This window comes from Rubellimicrobium roseum (assembly GCF_006152145.1).
Classification (GTDB): domain Bacteria; phylum Pseudomonadota; class Alphaproteobacteria; order Rhodobacterales; family Rhodobacteraceae; genus Rubellimicrobium; species Rubellimicrobium roseum.
This window is the reverse complement of the sequence record NZ_VDFV01000008.1, coordinates 1-17,564: the sequence shown is the minus strand read 5'-3', so window position 1 is coordinate 17,564 and position 17,564 is coordinate 1. Positions and strand designations below refer to the sequence as shown.

Annotated in this window: 14 protein-coding genes, 1 tRNA gene and 4 pseudogenes; 14 read left to right on the top strand and 5 right to left on the bottom strand. The window is 70.4% G+C overall.

Features of this window, described 5'->3' with window-relative positions:
• Positions 1-12: 12 nt before the first annotated feature.
• Together FHG71_RS08195 and FHG71_RS08190 are read right to left on the bottom strand one after the other, a co-directional pair.
• Positions 13-579 carry a hypothetical protein gene (locus FHG71_RS08195; RefSeq protein WP_139081144.1) on the bottom strand — a complete coding sequence of 189 codons (567 nt, stop codon included), beginning with the start codon at positions 577-579 and terminating at the stop codon, positions 13-15.
• Complete coding sequence (locus FHG71_RS08190; protein WP_139081143.1) at positions 576-1,142, bottom strand: HupE/UreJ family protein; 567 nt, start codon at positions 1,140-1,142, stop codon at positions 576-578. Before FHG71_RS08190 ends, FHG71_RS08195 begins: the two co-directional genes overlap by 4 nt.
• 281 nt (positions 1,143-1,423) lie before the next feature.
• On the opposite strand from FHG71_RS08190, the gene leuC reads away from it, so the two are divergent.
• The 10 genes and pseudogenes from leuC to FHG71_RS08140 all read left to right on the top strand — a co-directional run.
• The gene (leuC, locus tag FHG71_RS08185) at positions 1,424-2,854 is read left to right on the top strand and encodes a 3-isopropylmalate dehydratase large subunit (RefSeq protein WP_139081142.1); all 1,431 of its coding nucleotides are present in this window, start codon (positions 1,424-1,426) and stop codon (positions 2,852-2,854) included.
• 12 nt (positions 2,855-2,866) lie between these two features.
• Complete coding sequence (leuD, locus tag FHG71_RS08180; protein ID WP_139081141.1) at positions 2,867-3,472, top strand: 3-isopropylmalate dehydratase small subunit; 606 nt, start codon at positions 2,867-2,869, stop codon at positions 3,470-3,472.
• Positions 3,473-3,705: 233 nt separating this feature from the next.
• A complete protein-coding gene (locus FHG71_RS08175; protein WP_139081140.1) occupies positions 3,706-4,542 on the top strand; it encodes a hypothetical protein in 837 nt (278 codons plus the stop codon).
• Positions 4,425-5,606: an endonuclease/exonuclease/phosphatase family protein gene (locus FHG71_RS08170; protein ID WP_246045384.1), complete on the top strand. Its 1,182-nt coding sequence runs from the start codon at positions 4,425-4,427 to the stop codon at positions 5,604-5,606. The genes FHG71_RS08175 and FHG71_RS08170 overlap by 118 nt, the downstream gene beginning before the upstream one ends.
• Before the next feature lie 112 nt (positions 5,607-5,718).
• Positions 5,719-7,677, top strand: coding sequence for a calcium-binding protein (locus FHG71_RS08165; protein WP_139081139.1), 1,959 nt, complete (start codon positions 5,719-5,721; stop codon positions 7,675-7,677).
• Positions 7,678-7,947: 270 nt separating this feature from the next.
• Positions 7,948-9,429, top strand: a complete 1,482-nt coding sequence (locus FHG71_RS24550) for a M10 family metallopeptidase (protein ID WP_139081138.1) — start codon at positions 7,948-7,950, stop codon at positions 9,427-9,429.
• A 71-nt stretch (positions 9,430-9,500) separates the two neighbouring features.
• Positions 9,501-10,604 (top strand): 3-isopropylmalate dehydrogenase, encoded by a 1,104-nt coding sequence (gene leuB, locus FHG71_RS08155; RefSeq protein ID WP_218014059.1) that lies wholly within the window; start codon positions 9,501-9,503, stop codon positions 10,602-10,604.
• Positions 10,605-10,696: 92 nt separating this feature from the next.
• A complete protein-coding gene (locus FHG71_RS08150; RefSeq protein ID WP_139081136.1) occupies positions 10,697-11,677 on the top strand; it encodes a DMT family transporter in 981 nt (326 codons plus the stop codon).
• Between the two features lie 48 nt (positions 11,678-11,725).
• Positions 11,726-11,802: transfer RNA gene (locus FHG71_RS08145), tRNA-Pro, on the top strand.
• Between the two features lie 155 nt (positions 11,803-11,957).
• Positions 11,958-12,926 (top strand): annotated as a pseudogene (locus FHG71_RS08140) (IS5 family transposase); the annotation flags it as partial.
• A 127-nt stretch (positions 12,927-13,053) separates the two neighbouring features.
• Here FHG71_RS08140 and FHG71_RS08135 read toward each other — a convergent pair.
• The 3 pseudogenes from FHG71_RS08135 to FHG71_RS08125 form a co-directional block, all read right to left on the bottom strand.
• Positions 13,054-13,260: pseudogene (locus FHG71_RS08135) on the bottom strand (transposase); the annotation flags it as partial.
• A gap of 85 nt (positions 13,261-13,345) precedes the next feature.
• A pseudogene (locus FHG71_RS08130) lies at positions 13,346-13,660 on the bottom strand (ATP-binding protein); the annotation flags it as partial.
• Positions 13,641-14,038 (bottom strand): annotated as a pseudogene (locus tag FHG71_RS08125) (IS21 family transposase); the annotation flags it as partial. The pseudogenes FHG71_RS08125 and FHG71_RS08130, both read right to left, overlap by 20 nt.
• Before the next feature lie 150 nt (positions 14,039-14,188).
• Between FHG71_RS08125 and FHG71_RS08120 the strand changes: the two are divergent.
• The 4 genes from FHG71_RS08120 to FHG71_RS08105 form a co-directional block, all read left to right on the top strand.
• Entirely contained in the window at positions 14,189-16,201 is a 2,013-nt protein-coding gene (locus FHG71_RS08120; RefSeq protein ID WP_139081135.1) for a methyl-accepting chemotaxis protein, read from the top strand.
• Positions 16,202-16,204: 3 nt separating this feature from the next.
• Positions 16,205-16,489 (top strand): STAS domain-containing protein, encoded by a 285-nt coding sequence (locus tag FHG71_RS08115; RefSeq protein ID WP_139081134.1) that lies wholly within the window; start codon positions 16,205-16,207, stop codon positions 16,487-16,489.
• Positions 16,486-16,851, top strand: coding sequence for a response regulator (locus tag FHG71_RS08110; RefSeq protein ID WP_139081133.1), 366 nt, complete (start codon positions 16,486-16,488; stop codon positions 16,849-16,851). The genes FHG71_RS08115 and FHG71_RS08110 overlap by 4 nt, the downstream gene beginning before the upstream one ends.
• Positions 16,852-16,881: 30 nt before the next feature.
• Positions 16,882-17,564, top strand: a 683-nt coding sequence (locus FHG71_RS08105) for an Hpt domain-containing protein (RefSeq protein ID WP_176559336.1), incomplete at its 3' end; no start/stop codon positions are given.

The following is a 17,564-nucleotide window of genomic DNA, read 5'->3' as shown; positions in this document are numbered from 1 at the left end:
GGGCCGCTTCTCTCAAGGAAGGGGTCCCGCGAATGTGAGCGCGAGCGCCAGGGCGCCGATGGCCGCGAGCCACGAGCCCATGACGCGCAGAGCCACCCGCGCCGGACCGGGTCGGCGGGCGAGGAGGGGGCGCAGCCCGAAGGGCAGCGCCATCGCCAGCGCCGCCCCCAGCGCGACCGCCAGCAGCGCCGGCGGCTCCATCGCCCGCCAGCCCGCCCCGTGGGTGAGGGCCGCCCCGGTCAGGAGCGCCGTGGCCTGCGCGAGGACCCCGTGCCCCGCCCGCGCGAGCGGCCGCCCCGAGGCGGCGAGGATCGCACAGGCCAACCCCCCGCCCAGCGCCAGGAGGTCCGCGTTGATGCCTACGAGCGGGGCCACGAGGAACCCCAGCGGGACGGCGGCCACCGCCCCGGCCAGCCCCCGCGCGCGCCCCGCGAGCGCCAGCATCAGCCCCAGCGACAGAAGCGGCAGCAGCAAGGGGCCGGGCAGGAAGGCGAAGCCCTCCCCGAAGCTCTGCGGCAGTTCGTGGGCGGAGGCCGGCCCCGCCGCGAGGACGAGCGGCAGCCCGGCCCCGCGCCTCACGCCAGCCCGGTCAGGAAGGCGCCGCCCATCAGCGCGATGGCCGCCCCCAAGGCGCGCAGCACCGGCCGGCCGCGCCGCACGGTCGCCTCGCCGATCCCGATGCCCAGGAGATGCAGGAGCCCGGTCGAGACCACGAAGCCCACCGCATAGGCCAGCGGGTTCGCCGCCACGGGCAGTTCGGCCCCGTGGGCATGGCCGTGAAAGAGCGCGAAGGCCGCGACGATGGCCCCTGCCAGCGCCAGCGGCAGCCGGACGGCGAAGGCCACCAGCAGCCCCAGCGCTACGCCCGACAGCGCGATGCCCGTTTCCACGCCCGGCAGCAGCACCCCCAGGATGCCCAGGACGCCCCCGAAAGCCATCACCAGCGGAAAGGCCACGGGCAGCGCCCAAAGCGCAGGCCGCCCCAGCACCGAGCCCCAGAGCCCCACGGCCACCATCGCCACCACGTGGTCGAGCCCCAGGACCGGGTGCGAAAGCCCGCTGACGAGGCCCCCCGCCGCGCCTGTATGCGCGGACGCCGCTCCGGGCGCGAGAAGGAGAAGAAGCAGGAACGCGCGCGCCATGTGGGGGCCTCCAGGTTGCGCGGGGACTCTGGCGGCTGCGGCAATCGCCCGCAAGGTGCGCGTGACGCTTGAAGCGAAGGGGCCTCTCCTGTATGTGCCGGGCCATGACGCGTGTTTTCGACATGGGCGACCGGGACAGGCTCCCCTGGCGGTTCTTCGGAGCCACCCACGGCATTCGCGCGCAGGCGTAAGCCGCCTCGCGTCCCCTCGCGCGCGGGACCCTCCAAGGCGCGCCCCTCGACCTTCGCCTCACGTCACGACATCCTGCCAGGAGCGGATTCATGTCCTCCAAGCCCCGCACGCTTTACGACAAGATCTGGGACGCCCATCTCGTCGACATGCAGCCCGACGGCACCGGGCTCCTCTACATCGACCGCCACCTCGTTCACGAGGTGACTTCGCCCCAGGCCTTCGAGGGGCTGCGCCTTTCGGGCCGCAAGGTCCGCGCGCCCGAAAAGACCATCGCCGTGCCGGACCACAACGTCCCCACGACCGCGGGTCGCGACAAGCACATCGACAACGAGGAATCCCGCATCCAGGTCGAGGCGCTCGACAAGAACGCCAAGGATTTCGGGATCAACTACTACCCCGTCTCCGACATTCGGCAGGGCATCGTCCACATCGTGGGCCCCGAGCAGGGCTGGACCCTGCCCGGCATGACCGTGGTCTGCGGCGACTCGCACACCGCGACGCATGGGGCCTTCGGCGCGCTCGCGCACGGGATTGGAACCTCGGAGGTCGAGCACGTGCTCGCCACCCAGACGTTGATCCAGAAGAAGTCCAAGAACATGAAGGTGGAGATCACCGGGAGCCTCCGCCCCGGCGTCACCGCCAAGGACATCACGCTGTCGGTCATCGGCGCCACGGGCACCGCGGGCGGCACCGGCTACGTGATCGAGTACTGTGGCCAGGCGATCCGCGAGCTCAGCATGGAAGGCCGCATGACGGTCTGCAACATGGCCATCGAGGGCGGCGCGCGCGCGGGCCTCATCGCCCCCGACGAGAAGACCTACGCCTACGTCAAGGGCCGTCCCCACGCGCCGAAGGGCGACCAGTGGGAGGCCGCGCTCGCCTGGTGGAAGACGCTCTACACCGACGAGGGCGCGCATTTCGACAAGGTGGTGACCATCCGGGGCGAGGACATCGCCCCCGTCGTGACCTGGGGCACCTCGCCCGAGGACGTGCTGCCGATCACCGCCGTCGTCCCCGATCCGTCGCAGTTCCAGGGCGGCAAGGTCGAGGCGGCGAAGCGCTCGCTCGACTACATGGGCCTCCAGCCCGGCCAGCGCCTGCAGGACATCCAGATTGACACGGTCTTCATCGGCTCCTGCACCAACGGCCGGATCGAGGACCTGCGCGCCGCCGCCGAGATCCTCAAGGGCAAGACGATCAAGCCGGGCCTGCGCGCCATGGTCGTCCCCGGCTCGGGCCTCGTGCGCGCCCAGGCCGAGGAGGAGGGTCTCGCGCAGATCTTCATCGACGCGGGCTTCGAATGGCGGCTCGCGGGCTGCTCCATGTGCCTCGCCATGAACCCCGACCAGCTCGCCCCCGGCGAACGCTGCGTGTCCACGTCCAACCGCAACTTCGAAGGCCGTCAGGGCCGGGGCGGGCGCACGCACCTCGCCTCGCCCGCGATGGCGGCGGCAGCGGCGCTCACCGGGCGGCTGACCGATGTGCGCGAGATCATGGCCCAAGAGCCCGAGCTGGCCTGAGGAGAGACGACGATGGACAAGTTCACCCAACTCAGCGGCATCGCCGCGCCCATGCCGCTCGTCAACATCGACACGGACATGATCATCCCCAAGCAGTTCCTGAAGACCATCAAGCGGTCGGGGCTGGGGAAGAACCTGTTCGACGAGATGCGCTACAAGCAGGACGGGACCGAGATCGACAGCTTCGTCCTGAACCAGCCCGCCTACCGGCAGGCCAGCATCCTCGTCGCGGGCGACAACTTCGGCTGCGGCTCCTCGCGCGAGCATGCGCCCTGGGCGCTCGCCGACTTCGGCATCCGCTGCGTGATCTCCACGTCCTTCGCGGACATCTTCTACAACAACTGCTTCAAGAACGGCATCCTGCCCATCGTTCTCCCCGAGGCTGAGCGCGACCTGTGCATGAAGGATGCCGAGAAGGGCGCGAACGCCCGGATCGAGGTGGACCTGGAGGCGCAGACGATCACCCTGTCCGACGGGCAGGTGATCCGCTTCGAGGTGGACGCCTTCCGCAAGCACTGCCTCCTGAACGGCCTCGACGACATCGGGCTCACCATGGAGAAGGCGCCGGCCATAGCCGCCTTCGAGACCCAGGCCGCCCAGGCCCGTCCCTGGGTCTGAGACCTTCCCGGGGCGGCGCATCGGCGCCGTCCCGCCAAGAGTTGTGGCGCGTGCGACACAATTCCTGGAAATTCTGGGGGTGAACGGCTGGACAACAACCGTAAGTTGAATTGTCCTTGCGTCGCCGTATTTATGCCTTCATGATCGTTTCATGCACGACTTGACGCCACGATCGGCGTTGGTTGGAGCCTCGGAGGGACCGGGGCTTTCGCGCTGTTGTGGGACGGGTGTCAATGGTCCGCATTGTCGGTACGCGCGTGCCGGGGTCGCTCCTGCGCGCAGCCTTGATGGCATCACTCGTGGCGCTGCCCCAGTTGCTTCTGGGCACCGTCTCGGCCGGCGCCACTACCCTCGCCGCCCTGGCGGCTTTGGTCCTGGCCATCTTCACCTTCGCCGAATACGTCGTGCGCGCGCCCAGCATCGTCGAGTTCCGCGACGCCCGGCCCTATAACCGTCTCCGCTTCGCCGCCCTGCTGGCCGCCGTCCTGCTGGCGAGCCTGCTGCTGCGGCCCGACTGGGACAACGCGGCCCTGACCGCCGTGCTGCGCCGCATCTGCGACGTCTGGACCCATCTGGACGTGCCCTGGTCGCCGGTCCATCTCTTGCTCGGCACCCTGCCCGAAGACACCGACCCGCTCCTGGGCGACGCTATCGGCGCCGCCGCCGCCGTGACCTACGCCCTTTCGCTCCTGATGATCGCGGCCTTCGCGCTCACCATCCGGCTCCATCACTGGCCGGGCCGCTCGGCCTTCAACGTCTGGGTCAACCTGCCCCAGTTCGACCCCGCCTCGGGCCTCGACGTGGTCGTGCGGCTCCAGCGCGACGCGCAGGTCAACCTGTCCTTCGGACTTCTCATGCCCCTGATCGCCCCGCTGGCGGTGAACATCCTGTCGGTGCCCTTCGACGGGACCAGCCTGGACGAGCCGGTGCTGCTCTTGTGGATGGTGATGGCATGGGCCTTCATTCCCGCCAGCCTCGCGATGCGGGGCCTGGCGCTCAACCGACTGGCCTGGATGATCGCCGCCCACCGCGCGCGCCTGCGCCCCGAGGGAGCAGAGCACCCCGTCTGACGGCGGCGCTCCTCGCGCTTCTTCTGGCCGCGCCCCTGAGGGCCGAGCCGCTGCGCGTCGCCACCTGGGCCGCGGATCTCAGCCGCGACGGGCCGGGCCTTCTGCTGCGCGACATCGGCCGGGACGACCCGGCGGTGGCGGGGGTCCTTGCGGGACTGGCCGCCACGCGGCCCGATGTGGTGCTGCTCACCGACATGGATTGGGACGGCGACGGCGCGGCGCTGGGCGCGCTCGCCGACCGGCTCGCGGCCGGGGGGCTCGACTATCCCTACCGCCTCGCGCTGCCCTCGAACGCGGGGCTTGGCTCGGGGCTCGACCTCGACGGCGACGGGCGGCGGGGCACGGCGCGGGACGCGCAGGGCTACGGGCGCTTCGCCGGACAAGGGGGGCTCGCGCTCCTGTCGCGCTGGCCGCTGGGCGAGGTGCGGGACCTCTCGGGCCTCCTCTGGCGAGACCTGCCGGGCGCGCGACTGCCCGTGGGGCCCGATGGACGGCCCTTCCCTTCCGAGGAGGCGCAGGCCGCGCAGCGCCTGTCCTCCACGGGGCATTGGATCGTCCCCGTCGCCGCGCCCGGCGGGCCGCTCACGCTGTTCGCATGGGCCGCGACGCCCCCCGTCTTCGACGGGCCCGAGGACCGCAACGGTCTGCGCAACGCCGACGAGCTGGCACTCTGGGCCCGCCTTCTCGACGGCGCGCTGGGGCTGGTGCCCGAAGGCGTCTTGCTCCTGGGCCTGTCCAACCTCGACCCCGCCGACGGCGAGGGCCGGCGCGAGGAGATGGCCGCGCTCCTCGCCGACCTCCGCCTGCAGGACCCCCGGCCGGCCAGCGAGGGCGGGCGCGCCGACGCCGATCCGGGGCAGGCGGGCGACCCTGCCGTCGACACAGTGGACTGGCCCGGCGGGCCCGAGGGACCGGGAAACCTGCGACTCAGCTACGTGATTCCCGCCGCCGAATGGCGCGTCACGGGGGGCGGCGTCCTTTGGCCGCTGCCCGCCGATCCCCTGGCCGAGGCGGTCGCCGCCGCGGGCCCGCACCGCCTGGTCTGGGTGGACCTCGACCGCTAAGCCCTCGACCGCCAGGCCCAATCGGGTTTCTGCACCAGGGCCCCTCGGCTTAACTTCTCCTTAAGCGATGTTCGCTATTTTCCCCTGCGACGATGATCGAACAGGGGGAATCATGGCGGTCCGCAGATGGGGGCCCGAGCTGGAGGTCGACGGCTCCGGCCCGCAGGGCCTCCCCGACATGGCGGCACTGCAGGACGGCGGCTTCGTGACCGCCTGGCTCGACCTCGCGGACTCGGATGGCGGGCGCATCCTCGTCCAGCGCTTCGACGCGACCGGACAGGCGCCGGGGGCCCCGGCCATCCTGTCCGCGCCGGGCGGGCTCTCGGCGCCGGCGATCCTGACGCTCGCGGACGGGGGCTTCGTCCTCCATGCGGAGCGGGCGGGTCCCGGGGACGACCGCGACGTGGTCGCCTTCCGCTTCGGCCCGACCGGGGCCGCGCTGGGAATGATGGCGGTGGACGACACTCCCGGCGTGCCCTCCACCGGCCCGGCGCTGTCGCGCCTGGGCGCGGGCTTCGTCTCCGTCTGCGAACGCGGGGGTGACCTCTTCGCGCGCCTGCACGGGCCGGACGGGGCGGCCGGGGACGGCCCGCTCCCGGTCAACGCCACGACCATGGGGCCGCAGGGGCGGGCGGCGGTGGCCGATCTGGCCGGGGGCGGCTTCGTCGCGGCCTGGATGGATGGGAACCTGGGCCGTCTCCAGGCCCGTGTCTTCGACGCCCAGGGCGTGCCCTGGAACATCGACGAGGTGCTGGTGAACTCCACGCCGCTCGGCGGCCGGCCCGCCGATCCCGCGCTGGCCGCCTTGGCCGACGGTGGCTTCGTGCTCGCCTGGGAGGCGGGGACAAGCCCCTATCCCAACACCGCCCCGGACGTGCGGGCGCGGCTCTTCGATCCGCTGGGGGTGCCGCGGGGACCCGACTTCGTGGTGAACGCCCGGACGCTCGGCGCGCAGGGAACCCCCGACATCGTGGCCCTGCCGGACGGCGGCTTCGCCGTGGTCTGGCTGGACCTCGCGGGGATGCCCACGATCCGCGGGCAGGTCTTCGATGGCGATGGCCGGCGCCAGGGCGGCGCCTTCACCGTCAACACCCATGCGCCGGCCCCGGACATGGCCAAGGGCGACCTGTCGCTGGCTGCCCTCGCGGACGGCCGTCTCGTCGTGGCCTGGACCGGCACGCGCGAGGATGGCAGCCCCGGCATCCACCAGCAGATCCTCGACCCCCGCGACGGCGTGGTCGAGGGGACGGCCGGCCCCGACCTTCTCCACGGCCACAACGCCTGGGGGGACGAGATCTCCGGCTGGGAGGGGGCCGACACGCTTCTGGGGCTCAAGGGGGACGACCAGCTTTCGGGCGGGGCCGGGGCGGACGATCTGGTGGGCGGGCGCGGCGACGACGAGCTCTGGGGCGGGCGCGGCAACGACACCTTGGTGGGCGGCGCGGGCGCCGACGATCTGTCGGGCGGCGCGGGCCTCGATCTCGCCAGCTACGCAGCGGCCCCGGCGGGGGTGACGGTGGCGCTCGACGGCTCGGCGCCCTCCGCGGGCGAGGCGGCGGGCGACAGCCTGACGAGGATCGAAGGCCTCCTGGGCTCGGCGCACGGAGATTTCCTGCGCGGGCAGGCCGGCGCCGATCTCCTGCGCGGCGGGGCCGGCAATGACACGCTGGAAGGGATGAGTGGCGCCGACAGCCTCGCGGGCGATGCGGGGCGGGACCGGCTGGTCGGCAGGGCGGGGGCCGACGTTCTTACAGGCGGCACGGGCGGGGACGCCTTCGTGTTCCTCTGGCCGTCCGACAGCCTGCCCGGCGGGTCCGACCAGGTGACCGACCTCGTCCGCGGCCTAGACCGCATCGACCTGTCCGCCATCGACGCCAAGCCCCTGCAGGGGGGCAACCAGGCCTTCGTCCTCGACACGGACGGCTTCTTCGCCCTGGGCGATCTGCGGCAGGTCCGTCAGGGGGCGAACCTCCTTCTGGAAGCCAACCTCGACGCCGACGGGACAGCCGAACTGGCCATCCTGCTCCTCGACGTGCCAGGCGCGCTCGCGGCGCGCGACCTGGAGCTATGAGCCCACGCCCCGACCCCCCGGCCAAAGCGGGTACGCCGATGCCGCAGGACCAGCGCGGCCGCGCCTCGGGCCAGTTGCCCGTCCCGGCTGATCGGCCCAGGCCAGCCGGGCACAGGGCCTGAAAGACACGTCGCGCGCCGAAATCCGCCCGCCCGCGCGCGCCCGTCCTGCCGATCACCGCCGACGCACGGGTCTGTGACAGGTCTCCGGCTGGTACTCTGCTTGCCCTCCGGCATAGGCTGGCGCCCGTTCCCTGCCGAGGAGATCGACATGGCCGGCACGGCCGATCCGACCGCGACGCAAGCTACCGGCAATCCTTGGGTCGATGCCCTCGTCTCCGAGGAGCGCTGGTCCTCGGGGACCGGCGTCACGACCGTCTCCGTCTACGTCGCCGGAACAAGGGGCGCCGAATCCCTCGCCTACGATCGGGTGGGCATCACGGCGCTCACCCCTTCCGCGGCCGAGCGCACGGCCCTGGCGAAAGCGATGGCCGCCATCGAGGAGGTCTGCCAGCTCGACTTCCGCCCCGTGACCCGCGCGGCCGACGCCGACCTCGTCTGGGCCAGCGTGGGCAGCGCCGACGCGGCCGGCAACCTGGGCTGGGCCTACATGCCCGGCGACCTGAGCGCCGTTCCGGGCGGGGCCGTGCAGGCCCTCGTGGCGATCAACCGCGACGCCTACGACCCGGCGCCGGGCGCGGCCGGGGCGCTGGTCCGGGGCAGCTACGACTGGTGCACCCTGTCGCACGAGCTGGCCCATGCCGTGGGCCTCAAGCACCCCCACGACACCGAAGGCGGCCCCGCCACCTTTCCCGGCGTGACGGCGGCCTTCGGGGATTACGGCGACCACGGCCTCAACCAGGGCCTCTGGACGATGATGTCCTACAACGACGGCTGGCCCGAGGGCGCCCTCGGCCTGCCGCCCGGCCGGGGCTGGGGCTACGAGGCCGGGCCCATGGCGCTCGACATTGCTGCGCTCCAGCAGATGTACGGCGCCGACCGCACGACGCGGACAGGAAACGACAGCTACGCGCTGCCCAGCGCCAACGCTCCGGGCGCCGCCTGGACCTGCCTCTGGGACGCGGGCGGCACCGACCGGATCGTCGGCGGGAACGGGGGCAACGTCATCGATCTGCGCGCCGCGACGCTGGCCGCGGGCCCCGGCGCGGCGGGTTTCGTCTCGCAGGCGCAGGGCATCCATGGCGGCTTCACCATCGCCGGCGGCACGGTGATCGAGAACGCCCGGGGCGGGACCGGGATCGACGTGATCCGCGGCAATGCGGCCGCCAACACGCTCGACGGGGCCGGGGGCGCCGACGGCCTGATCGGCTCCGGCGGCCATGACCGGCTTCTGGGCGGAGCGGGCGACGACCGGCTCAACGCCGGCACCGGCAATGACCAGCTCCTGGGCGGGGCGGGGACCGACCGGCTCCTGGGCGGGGCGGGCCGCGACGGCTTCGAGTTCCTGTCCGCAGGCGAGAGCCGGGCGGCGACGCCCGACCTCATCGCGGGCTTCGTCCGGGGCGAGGATCGCCTCATCCTGTCGGCGATCGACGCCAACGCCACCTTGGCCGGCAACCAATCCTTCCGGCTCGACCGGGGCGGCTGCTTCGCGACGGGCGAGATCCGGCAGTCGGTCCGGGACGGCGACCTCCTTCTGGAGATGAACATCGACGCCGACCTCCAGGCCGAGATGGCGATCCACCTCGAAGGGCGCGCGGCGCCGCTGGCGGCCTCCGACTTTTGGCTCTGACCGCCCCGGCTTGACCCCGGGTTTCCCCGGGGCTACGCCCCCGCGCGACCCTGTCCCACGGAGCGCGCATCATGGCCCACGACCTTCTCCTCCTCGCCGGCGACGGCATCGGCCCCGAGGTGATGGGGGAAGTGAAGAAGGTCATCGGCTGGTTCAACGCCAATGGCATGGACTTCGCCGTCGAGGAGGACCTCGTTGGCGGCTGCGCCTACGACGCGCACGGGCAGGCCGTCTCGGACGCGACCATGGACAAGGCGCTCCGGGCCGACGCGGTGCTCCTGGGCGCCGTGGGCGGGCCCAAGTGGGACAAGGTCCCCTACGAGGTGCGTCCCGAGGCCGGGCTCCTGCGCCTGCGCAAGGACCTGGAGCTCTTCGCCAACCTCCGCCCCGCCAAGTGCTTCGACGCGCTCGCCGACTTCTCCTCGCTCAAGCGCGAGCTGATCGAGGGCCTTGACATCCTGATCGTGCGCGAGCTGACGGGTGGCGTCTACTTCGGCGAGCCGAAGGAGATCCGCGACCTCGGCAACGGCCAGAAGCGCGCCATCGACACGCAGGTCTACGACACCTACGAGATCGAGCGCATCGCCGCGGTCGCCTTCGACATGGCCCGGCTGCGTGACAACCGCGTCTGCTCCATGGAGAAGCGCAACGTGATGCGCTCGGGCGTCCTCTGGAATGAGGTCGTGACCCAGGTCCACCAGGACCGCTACGGCGACGTGCAGCTTTCCCACATGCTGGCCGACGCGGGCGGGATGCAACTCGTCCGCGCGCCCAAGCAGTTCGACGTGATCGTGACCGACAACCTGTTCGGCGACATGCTCTCGGACGTGGCGGCGATGCTGACGGGCTCGCTCGGGATGCTGCCTTCGGCCTCGCTGGGCGCGCCCGACGCCGCGACCGGCCGCCGCAAGGCGCTCTACGAGCCCGTCCACGGCTCGGCCCCCGACATCGCCGGGCAGGGCAAGGCCAACCCCATCGCCTGCATCCTCAGCTTTGCCATGGCGCTGCGCTACTCCTTCGACGCGGGCGAGGCCGCCGACCGGCTGGAGAAGGCCGTGGAGTCCGTGCTGGCCCAGGGCGTGCGCACCGGGGACCTCCTGGGCCCGAACGGCGGCGCGGCGGTCAGCACCGCCCAGATGGGTGACGCGATCGTCGCAGCGCTCGGCGCGAACTGATCCGATCCCATCAGGCCCCGGCTTGACCGGAGCCGATTCGGGGCCCTAAAGCGATCGTGGCGCGAATGAGGCCGCGCCCGAAAGGACCCCCAATGTCACAGAACGGGAAGGGAGCGATGCTGTCGCTCCTGGCCTTCGGCATCTACGCGACCAGCGATGCCCTGGTGAAGATCCTGGGCGAGGACTACTCGCCCTTCCAGCTCATCTTCTTCTCCACGCTCTTCTCCTTTCCGCTCGCGATGGGGATGATCCTGACCGATCCCCAGCCGGGCACGCTGCGCCCCGTCCACCCGTGGTGGATCGCCGTTCGCTCGGGGGCCACCGTCATCTGCGGGCTGTCGGCCTTCTACGCCTTCTCGGTGCTGCCCATGGCGCAAGTCTATGCCCTGGCATTCGCGCAGCCGCTGCTTATCACGCTGCTCGCGATCCCCATGCTGGGCGAGAAGGTGGGCCTGCGCCGCGCGCTCGCCGTGGTGGCGGGCTTCGCGGGCGTGCTGGTCGTCCTGCGGCCCGGCACGGCCGAGCTGGGGCTCGGGCACCTCGCCGCGCTCTCGGCGGCCGTCTTCAGCGCCGTGGCCTCGGTGATCGTCCGCAAGATCGGCAACGAGGAGCGCCCCGTGGTGCTGCTCCTGTATCCGATGTTCGCCAACCTCGCCGTGACCGCGCTGGCGATGCCCGCGCTCTACCGGCCCCTGGCGGCCGACCACCTGGGCCTCGTGGCCGTCCAGGCGCTTCTGGGCTGGGTGGCGGGCGTGGTCATCATCGCGGCCTACAAGGCGGCGGTGGCGGTCGTGGTGGCGCCCATGCAGTACGTGCAGATCCTCTTCGCCGCGGCCTTCGGCTACCTGCTGTTCAACGAAAGCATCGACGGCACGACGGCCATCGGCGCGGGCATCATCATCGCCTCGGGGCTCTACATCGTGCTGCGCGAGGACACGCCCGGCGCCTCGGCCAACCGTCCGGTGCTCAACACCCGGATGCGGCCCGAGACCGGGACCGCGCCGCGCCCCTTCGCGCTCCAGCGGCTCTTGGGCCGGCGCGGGCGCGACGCGGCGGCAACTCCGGGCGAGTGACCGAAGGGGCTTGCAAATCGGGGGCGCGCGGGATACCCCGCGCCCAGTCGGAGTGTAGCGCAGCCTGGTAGCGCACCTGCTTCGGGAGCAGGGGGTCGGAGGTTCGAATCCTCTCACTCCGACCATTTTCCCCGGACTTCGTGTCGTGTTCCACGTCAGGCGACTCAAAATCCTGCGCTAGATCCTGTAAAATCAACGACTTGGGTTGATCTCGGCCGGCCTTGTTGCACGAAGCCTGCCGAGGATTCACACGGGGAGTCCGGCGACATAGCTGGACAGCATGTCCAGGCTTGCGCCGACCCGCGACCGCACCCTGGACTGGTCCGCCAGCAACGCCGCACTGCGTGAGCGTGGATCTCTGACCGTCTGGTTCGATCCGTCAACGCCCTGGCGCGCTGCGCCGTCGGGCCAGCGCGGCGGCCAGCCGGTCTACAGCGACGCCGCCATCCAGGCCTGCCTCATGACCAAGGTGCTGTTCGGCCTGCCACTGCGGCAGATCGAGCCATGGAAACGCCATCGGTGCAAGTGACCGTGGCGAGGGGGGTTCCTCGCGAGCCTTCTGAAGCTCGCGGGGCTCGACCGGCCCGTGCCGGACTTCCCAACGCTGTGCCGACGTCAGAAGGCCTTGGCGGTGCAATTGCCCTGCCGAGGCAGCGGTAGCCCGCTGCACCTGCTTGTGGACAGCACCGGCATCGAGGTCCGGGGCGAGGGAGAATGGCAGGTGCGCAAGCACGGCGGAGCGCGCAGGCGCATAAGGCGCAAGGTCCACCTGGCTGCGGACGAGGCGACGCTGGAGGTCCGTGCGGTCGAGATCACCGGCAGCGGCGTGGGCGATGCTCCCGTGCTGCCCGATCTGCTCGGCCAGATCCCGGCACGCGAGCCAATCGCCTCTGTCACAGCCGACGGCGCCTACGACGCCCGCGGCTGCCGCGATGCCATTGCGAACCGGGGCGCCGATGCAGTCATCCCTCCCAGGCGCGAGGCCAAGCCGTGAAAGAAGGACAGCCCTGGGGCGGCAGGCCGGAACGAGGCGCTGCCGGCCATCAGGCGCCTCGGCCGGACCATCTGGCGAAACTGGAGCGGTGACCACCGCCGAAGCCGCGCAGAGATATGAGGAGGATCAGACAACGATCCGGGGGATCGTTTTCCCGACGACTGGATGAACGGCATGAAGCGGCTCGGTCAGAAGCTCATGGCCCGCGACTTCGACCGCCAGACTGCCGAGTTCCAGGTCCGCATCGCCATCGTTGAACGGACACTCGCGACCACGTTGGCCGCTCCTTGTCAAAGCAGGAGAAAACCCGTCTCACAAAGCTGGTACGGTGATCGTCTCAGTGACGGCAGGCCTTACGGACATTTTGGCAGCTGGGACACGTCTTCACGTCCACGGCCGGAGCAGGCTCAGGCGTGGGGGCGGCACCAAAGATGCCAGAGGCTCCCTCCAGCAGCTGCGCCCGCCACTGCGTGATCTGGTTCGGATGCACGTCGAACTGCTGGGCCAGCGTTCTCTCGCCCTTGATGGCAGCAAGTGCAAATTTGGCCTTGAAGTCCGGGCTGTGGTTCCGGCGCGGTCGTCTCGTCATGGTCTCTCCTCGCTCCCCGGCATCATGCCGATGTCGCGCGGATCATCCGCTCAGCGCCCGTGTTCAGTTTTTCCGAGCCACCTCAAACGTTGTATACGTCCTCGAGGAACTCGCCGCGATGCGGCTGGCGGACAGTGGCCTCGTTGACCTCGCTGGCGGCGAAGTCGAACCCTGAGAGATCCTTGCAGGCCGGGAAGCGGGCGGCCTTCATGTGTCAGGCGATGGAGCGCACCTCTCGCTCGGCCATCTCGGCCTTCAGCCGCTGCGACAGGATCGGCACGGCCGCCTCGAAGGCGGGCGCCCCTTGCTCGATCAGGTCGGCGACGGCCTGGGCCAGGCCGAACATCTTGAAGCTGCGCAGCATGATGACGACCGCGCCGTTAGCGGGGTGATGACGCATGGCGGCCTTCGGCGATCCTGGCGCACAGGCCGTCGTAGCGCTCGACATCAGCCCTGGGTTCGCGGCGTAGGACCAGCGCCTGTGGCGTGTCGACAGGCCGATTGCCGGCTGTCTTGCCGTCCACCAGCCGGTGCGAGGCAGGTTCAGCACGTGGGTCTTGGTCGGCACGCCTGCCTCCAGGGCCAGTTCCACCGCACAGAGCACCGCCGGCTCGCCGTGGTGCAGGACCAGCGCCAGGATGTCGACCATCTCCCGGCCCCCACCCGGGCGCCGCAGGGTCAGATCCTGCAACTGCCGGAAGGCCGGTGGCAGCTCCGTGAACGGCGCATCGTTCCGAAGCGCCCCCGGCTTGCGCTGGAGAACGGCCGGGTAGTGCCGCCGCTCCGGCTTGCGATGCAAGACCGCAGCGGCCGATGCGGCCATTAATCTGGCTTTAAACCGCTCCTGCTAAACTCAGGCCTAAGTCCCGCTACCCCACCGCCAGCGGCCCGAGTCATCCCAGTCCAGCTTCCACCCGAAGGCAGCCTCATGAGCGATTCCAACTCCAACTCCTTGTTCCAGCCATTGGCCCGCCTGCAGATCGGCTCGGCCATCCGGGGTGCCTCGCTGCTGCTGCTCGCGACCGTGTCGGCGGGCGCGCTTGTGAACGGCTTCGGCTTGGCCCAGGTGCGCCTCGGGGGCTCCCTCCATCACGGCATGGTCAATGTCCGCGAAGTTCTCGTGGCGACGGAACGGCCGACATTCTACCTGATCCGACCGGTCTTGCTGGCGCAGGCGATCGCGAATCAGGACGACGAGGCCGAGGTTCTGCGTCGGATCGAGCAGCTTCGCCAGTTCCGCCGCGACTACGATGCCAAGGTGCAGGCCTGGACCGAGCTGGACCTCCCGACCGAGGTCAAGGACCACATCCGGACCGTGGAGAACGATTCCAAGCCTCTCTGGGAGGAAATCGAAGGCACCTTCATCCCGCTCGTGAGCCAGCGCATGGCCCAGGAGGGGCAGCCGGCCCGGCCCGATATGTCGCAGGCCGTGGCCGCATCCCTGGGGCGCATCATGGAGCATTTCGACCGCCACGTCGGCGAGATCGACGCCCTGAGCGAGCATATCCGTGAGGTGCTGGACCGGATCGTCGTCGATGCCGAGGATACCTCGCAGAAGGTCACGGCCATCTCCTGGGTCACCATCGCGGTCTCGCTGGGCGTGCTGCTGGTCATGATGCGGGCCGCCACAATAGCCATCGCCGCACCGCTCCGGACGCTGACCGGGGTGACGGAGCAGCTTGCGGCGCGCGATTACGGCGTCAGCATTCCCTTCGCCGACCGCGGGAACGAGATCGGCAAGCTCGCCGCCGCGTTGAGCACTCTCCGCGATACGGCACGGAATGCCCAAGCGCTCGAGGCCGAGCTGGCCGAGCGCAACCGCCTCGCCCTTGCCGAAGCCGACAGGACGGCGGCCGAGCAGGACGCGGCAGCCGCGACCTTCAGCCGAACGCTCGCCCGGTTCCTCGAAGGCGATCTGACCGCCAGGATCGAGGGCGAGGTGTCGAGCGCCTATGCCTCGATCAAGCGGGACCTCAACGCGGGGCTAGAGCAGGTGCGCTCCATGCTGTCCGGCGTCCGGCTCGGCATGGGCGAGATCCGCAGCAGCGCCGCCGAGATCGCCACGGCGGCCGAGGACCTGTCGCGCCGCACCGAGACGCAGGCGGCCAACCTTGAGGAAACCGCCGCCGCCGTCGAGCAGATCACCGCCACCGTCAAGGCTGCGGCCGAAAGCTCGGTCCACACCCGGCAGGTCGTGTCCGCGACCAAGCTCGACGCCGAGAAGAGCGGCGAAGTCGTCGAGCGCGCCGTGGTCGCCATGAGCGCCATCGAAGCCTTCTCGCGCCAGATCAGCCAGATCATCGGGGTCATCGACGAGATTGCCTTCCAAACGAACCTGCTCGCGCTCAACGCGGGCGTCGAGGCGGCCCGCGCCGGCGAGGCGGGCCGGGGCTTCGCCGTCGTAGCCACGGAAGTCCGCGCGCTGGCGCAGCGATCGGCCGAGGCCGCCAAGCAGATTAAGGACCTCATCTCAGCCTCCACCACGCAGGTCGGGCAGGGCGTGGACCTGGTGGGGCAGACGGGACAGGCGCTCCGGCGCATCGTGCATTCCATCAACGAGATCAATGACCTCGTGGCTGGCATCGCGGCCGGAGCGGCCGAGCAGTCCTCGGGCCTCAGCCAGGTCAATATCGCCGTCGCGCAGATGGACCAGATTACCCAGCAGAACGCCGCGATGGTCGAGGAGACGACCGCTGCCGTGCGGGCGCTCGCCACCCAGACCGAAGGGGTCGCCGTTCAGGTCGACCGCTTCCACACGGGGGCCGACTCGCAGGCCAGCACGATCCGGCATTGGTCCGAGGACGCCCAGAGAGAAGCGGCACAGACCTCGGACGAACCTCGGCCCTTCGCCCGGCGGGACCGAGCGGGCCAGCCCAAGAGGGCGTTGCGCCTTGCCGTTGGAGGAAGTCGGCAGGCCTCGGACGACTGGGAAGAATTCTGAACCATGAGCAGCACCCGATTGGACCTTCCGGAGCGGCTCGACCTTGCGGCGACCTGCACCCTCGCCAAGGATCTCATAGCACGGCGCGGCGGACCTCTCGATCTGAATGCTGCCGCAGTCGCGCGGATCGGCACGCCGGGACTGCAGGTTCTTCTGTCGGCAGCACGCACTTGGCGAGCCGACGGGCAGATCCTGCGGCTGACCGATGCCTCGCCGGTCCTCCAGGAAGCTGTCAGGACGCTTGGCCTCGACCTTGCCGAGCTTTGCGCAGAAGGGAACCTCAATTGAAGCGAACGGTGCTCACGGTGGACGACTCGCGCACGATGCGCGACATGCTGCGGCTTTGCCTGATCGAGGCGGGCTACGCGGTAGAGGAGGCGGTGGACGGCGAGGACGGGCTCATCGCCCTGAGCCGGCACAAGCCCGATGTCATCATCTCGGACATCAACATGCCGCGCCTTGATGGCTACGGCTTCATCGAACGCGTGCGGGCCGACGCAGCCTTCAATGGCATCCCCATCCTCGTGCTCACGACCGAAAGCGATGCGGCCAAGAAGGATCGCGCCCGCGCCGCAGGGGCCACCGGCTGGATCGTGAAACCCTTTGAGCCCGCCAAGCTGGTCGGCGCGCTGGCGCGCGTCCTGGCCTGAGCGCAAGCCGTTCGCATGGAGAACCGGGACATGATCGACAGCATGGCAGCCATCCGCGTCACCTTCTTTCAGGAATGCGAGGAGCAACTCGCGGATCTCGAGTCCGGCTTGGTGGCCTTCGCAGAGGGCACAGCCGATCCGGACACCCTCAACGCCGTGTTCCGCTCGGTTCATTCCATCAAGGGAGGAGCGGGCGCCTTCCAACTCACCGACCTCGTGACCTTCGCGCATGGGTTCGAGACGGTGCTCGACGAGATCCGCTCCACTCGTCTGGAGCCACGGCCCGAAATTGTGCGGACCATGCTGCACGCCGCGGACGTCCTGGCCGACCTTGTGCGCGTGGCGCGAGACGGCGCCCCGATCGGCCCCGGATGGCGGGACGTCCTGGCCGATCTCGACGGCATCGCGAATCCCGGTTCCGTTTCCGGAACTCCAGCGGATGATCCCGAACAGGGCGATTTTGTCCCGATCGCCATCCAGATCCCCTTGGACGGTGTGGATACTTGGCCCTGCAGTCCGGATGAGGTTCGAGTCCTGCTACAACCCCGGCCGACCCTCTTTGCACGAGGGCACGATCCGCTTCCCGTCCTGCGCGAGCTTGCACTCCTGGGAGATGTGCGCCCCGTCTGCGATCTGAGCCGGCGGCGTTGTTGCGTAACCCATGAGCGAGGGGGCTCGCGCGGCGGGTCTGCCTGCTTATCTGGGCGGCCATG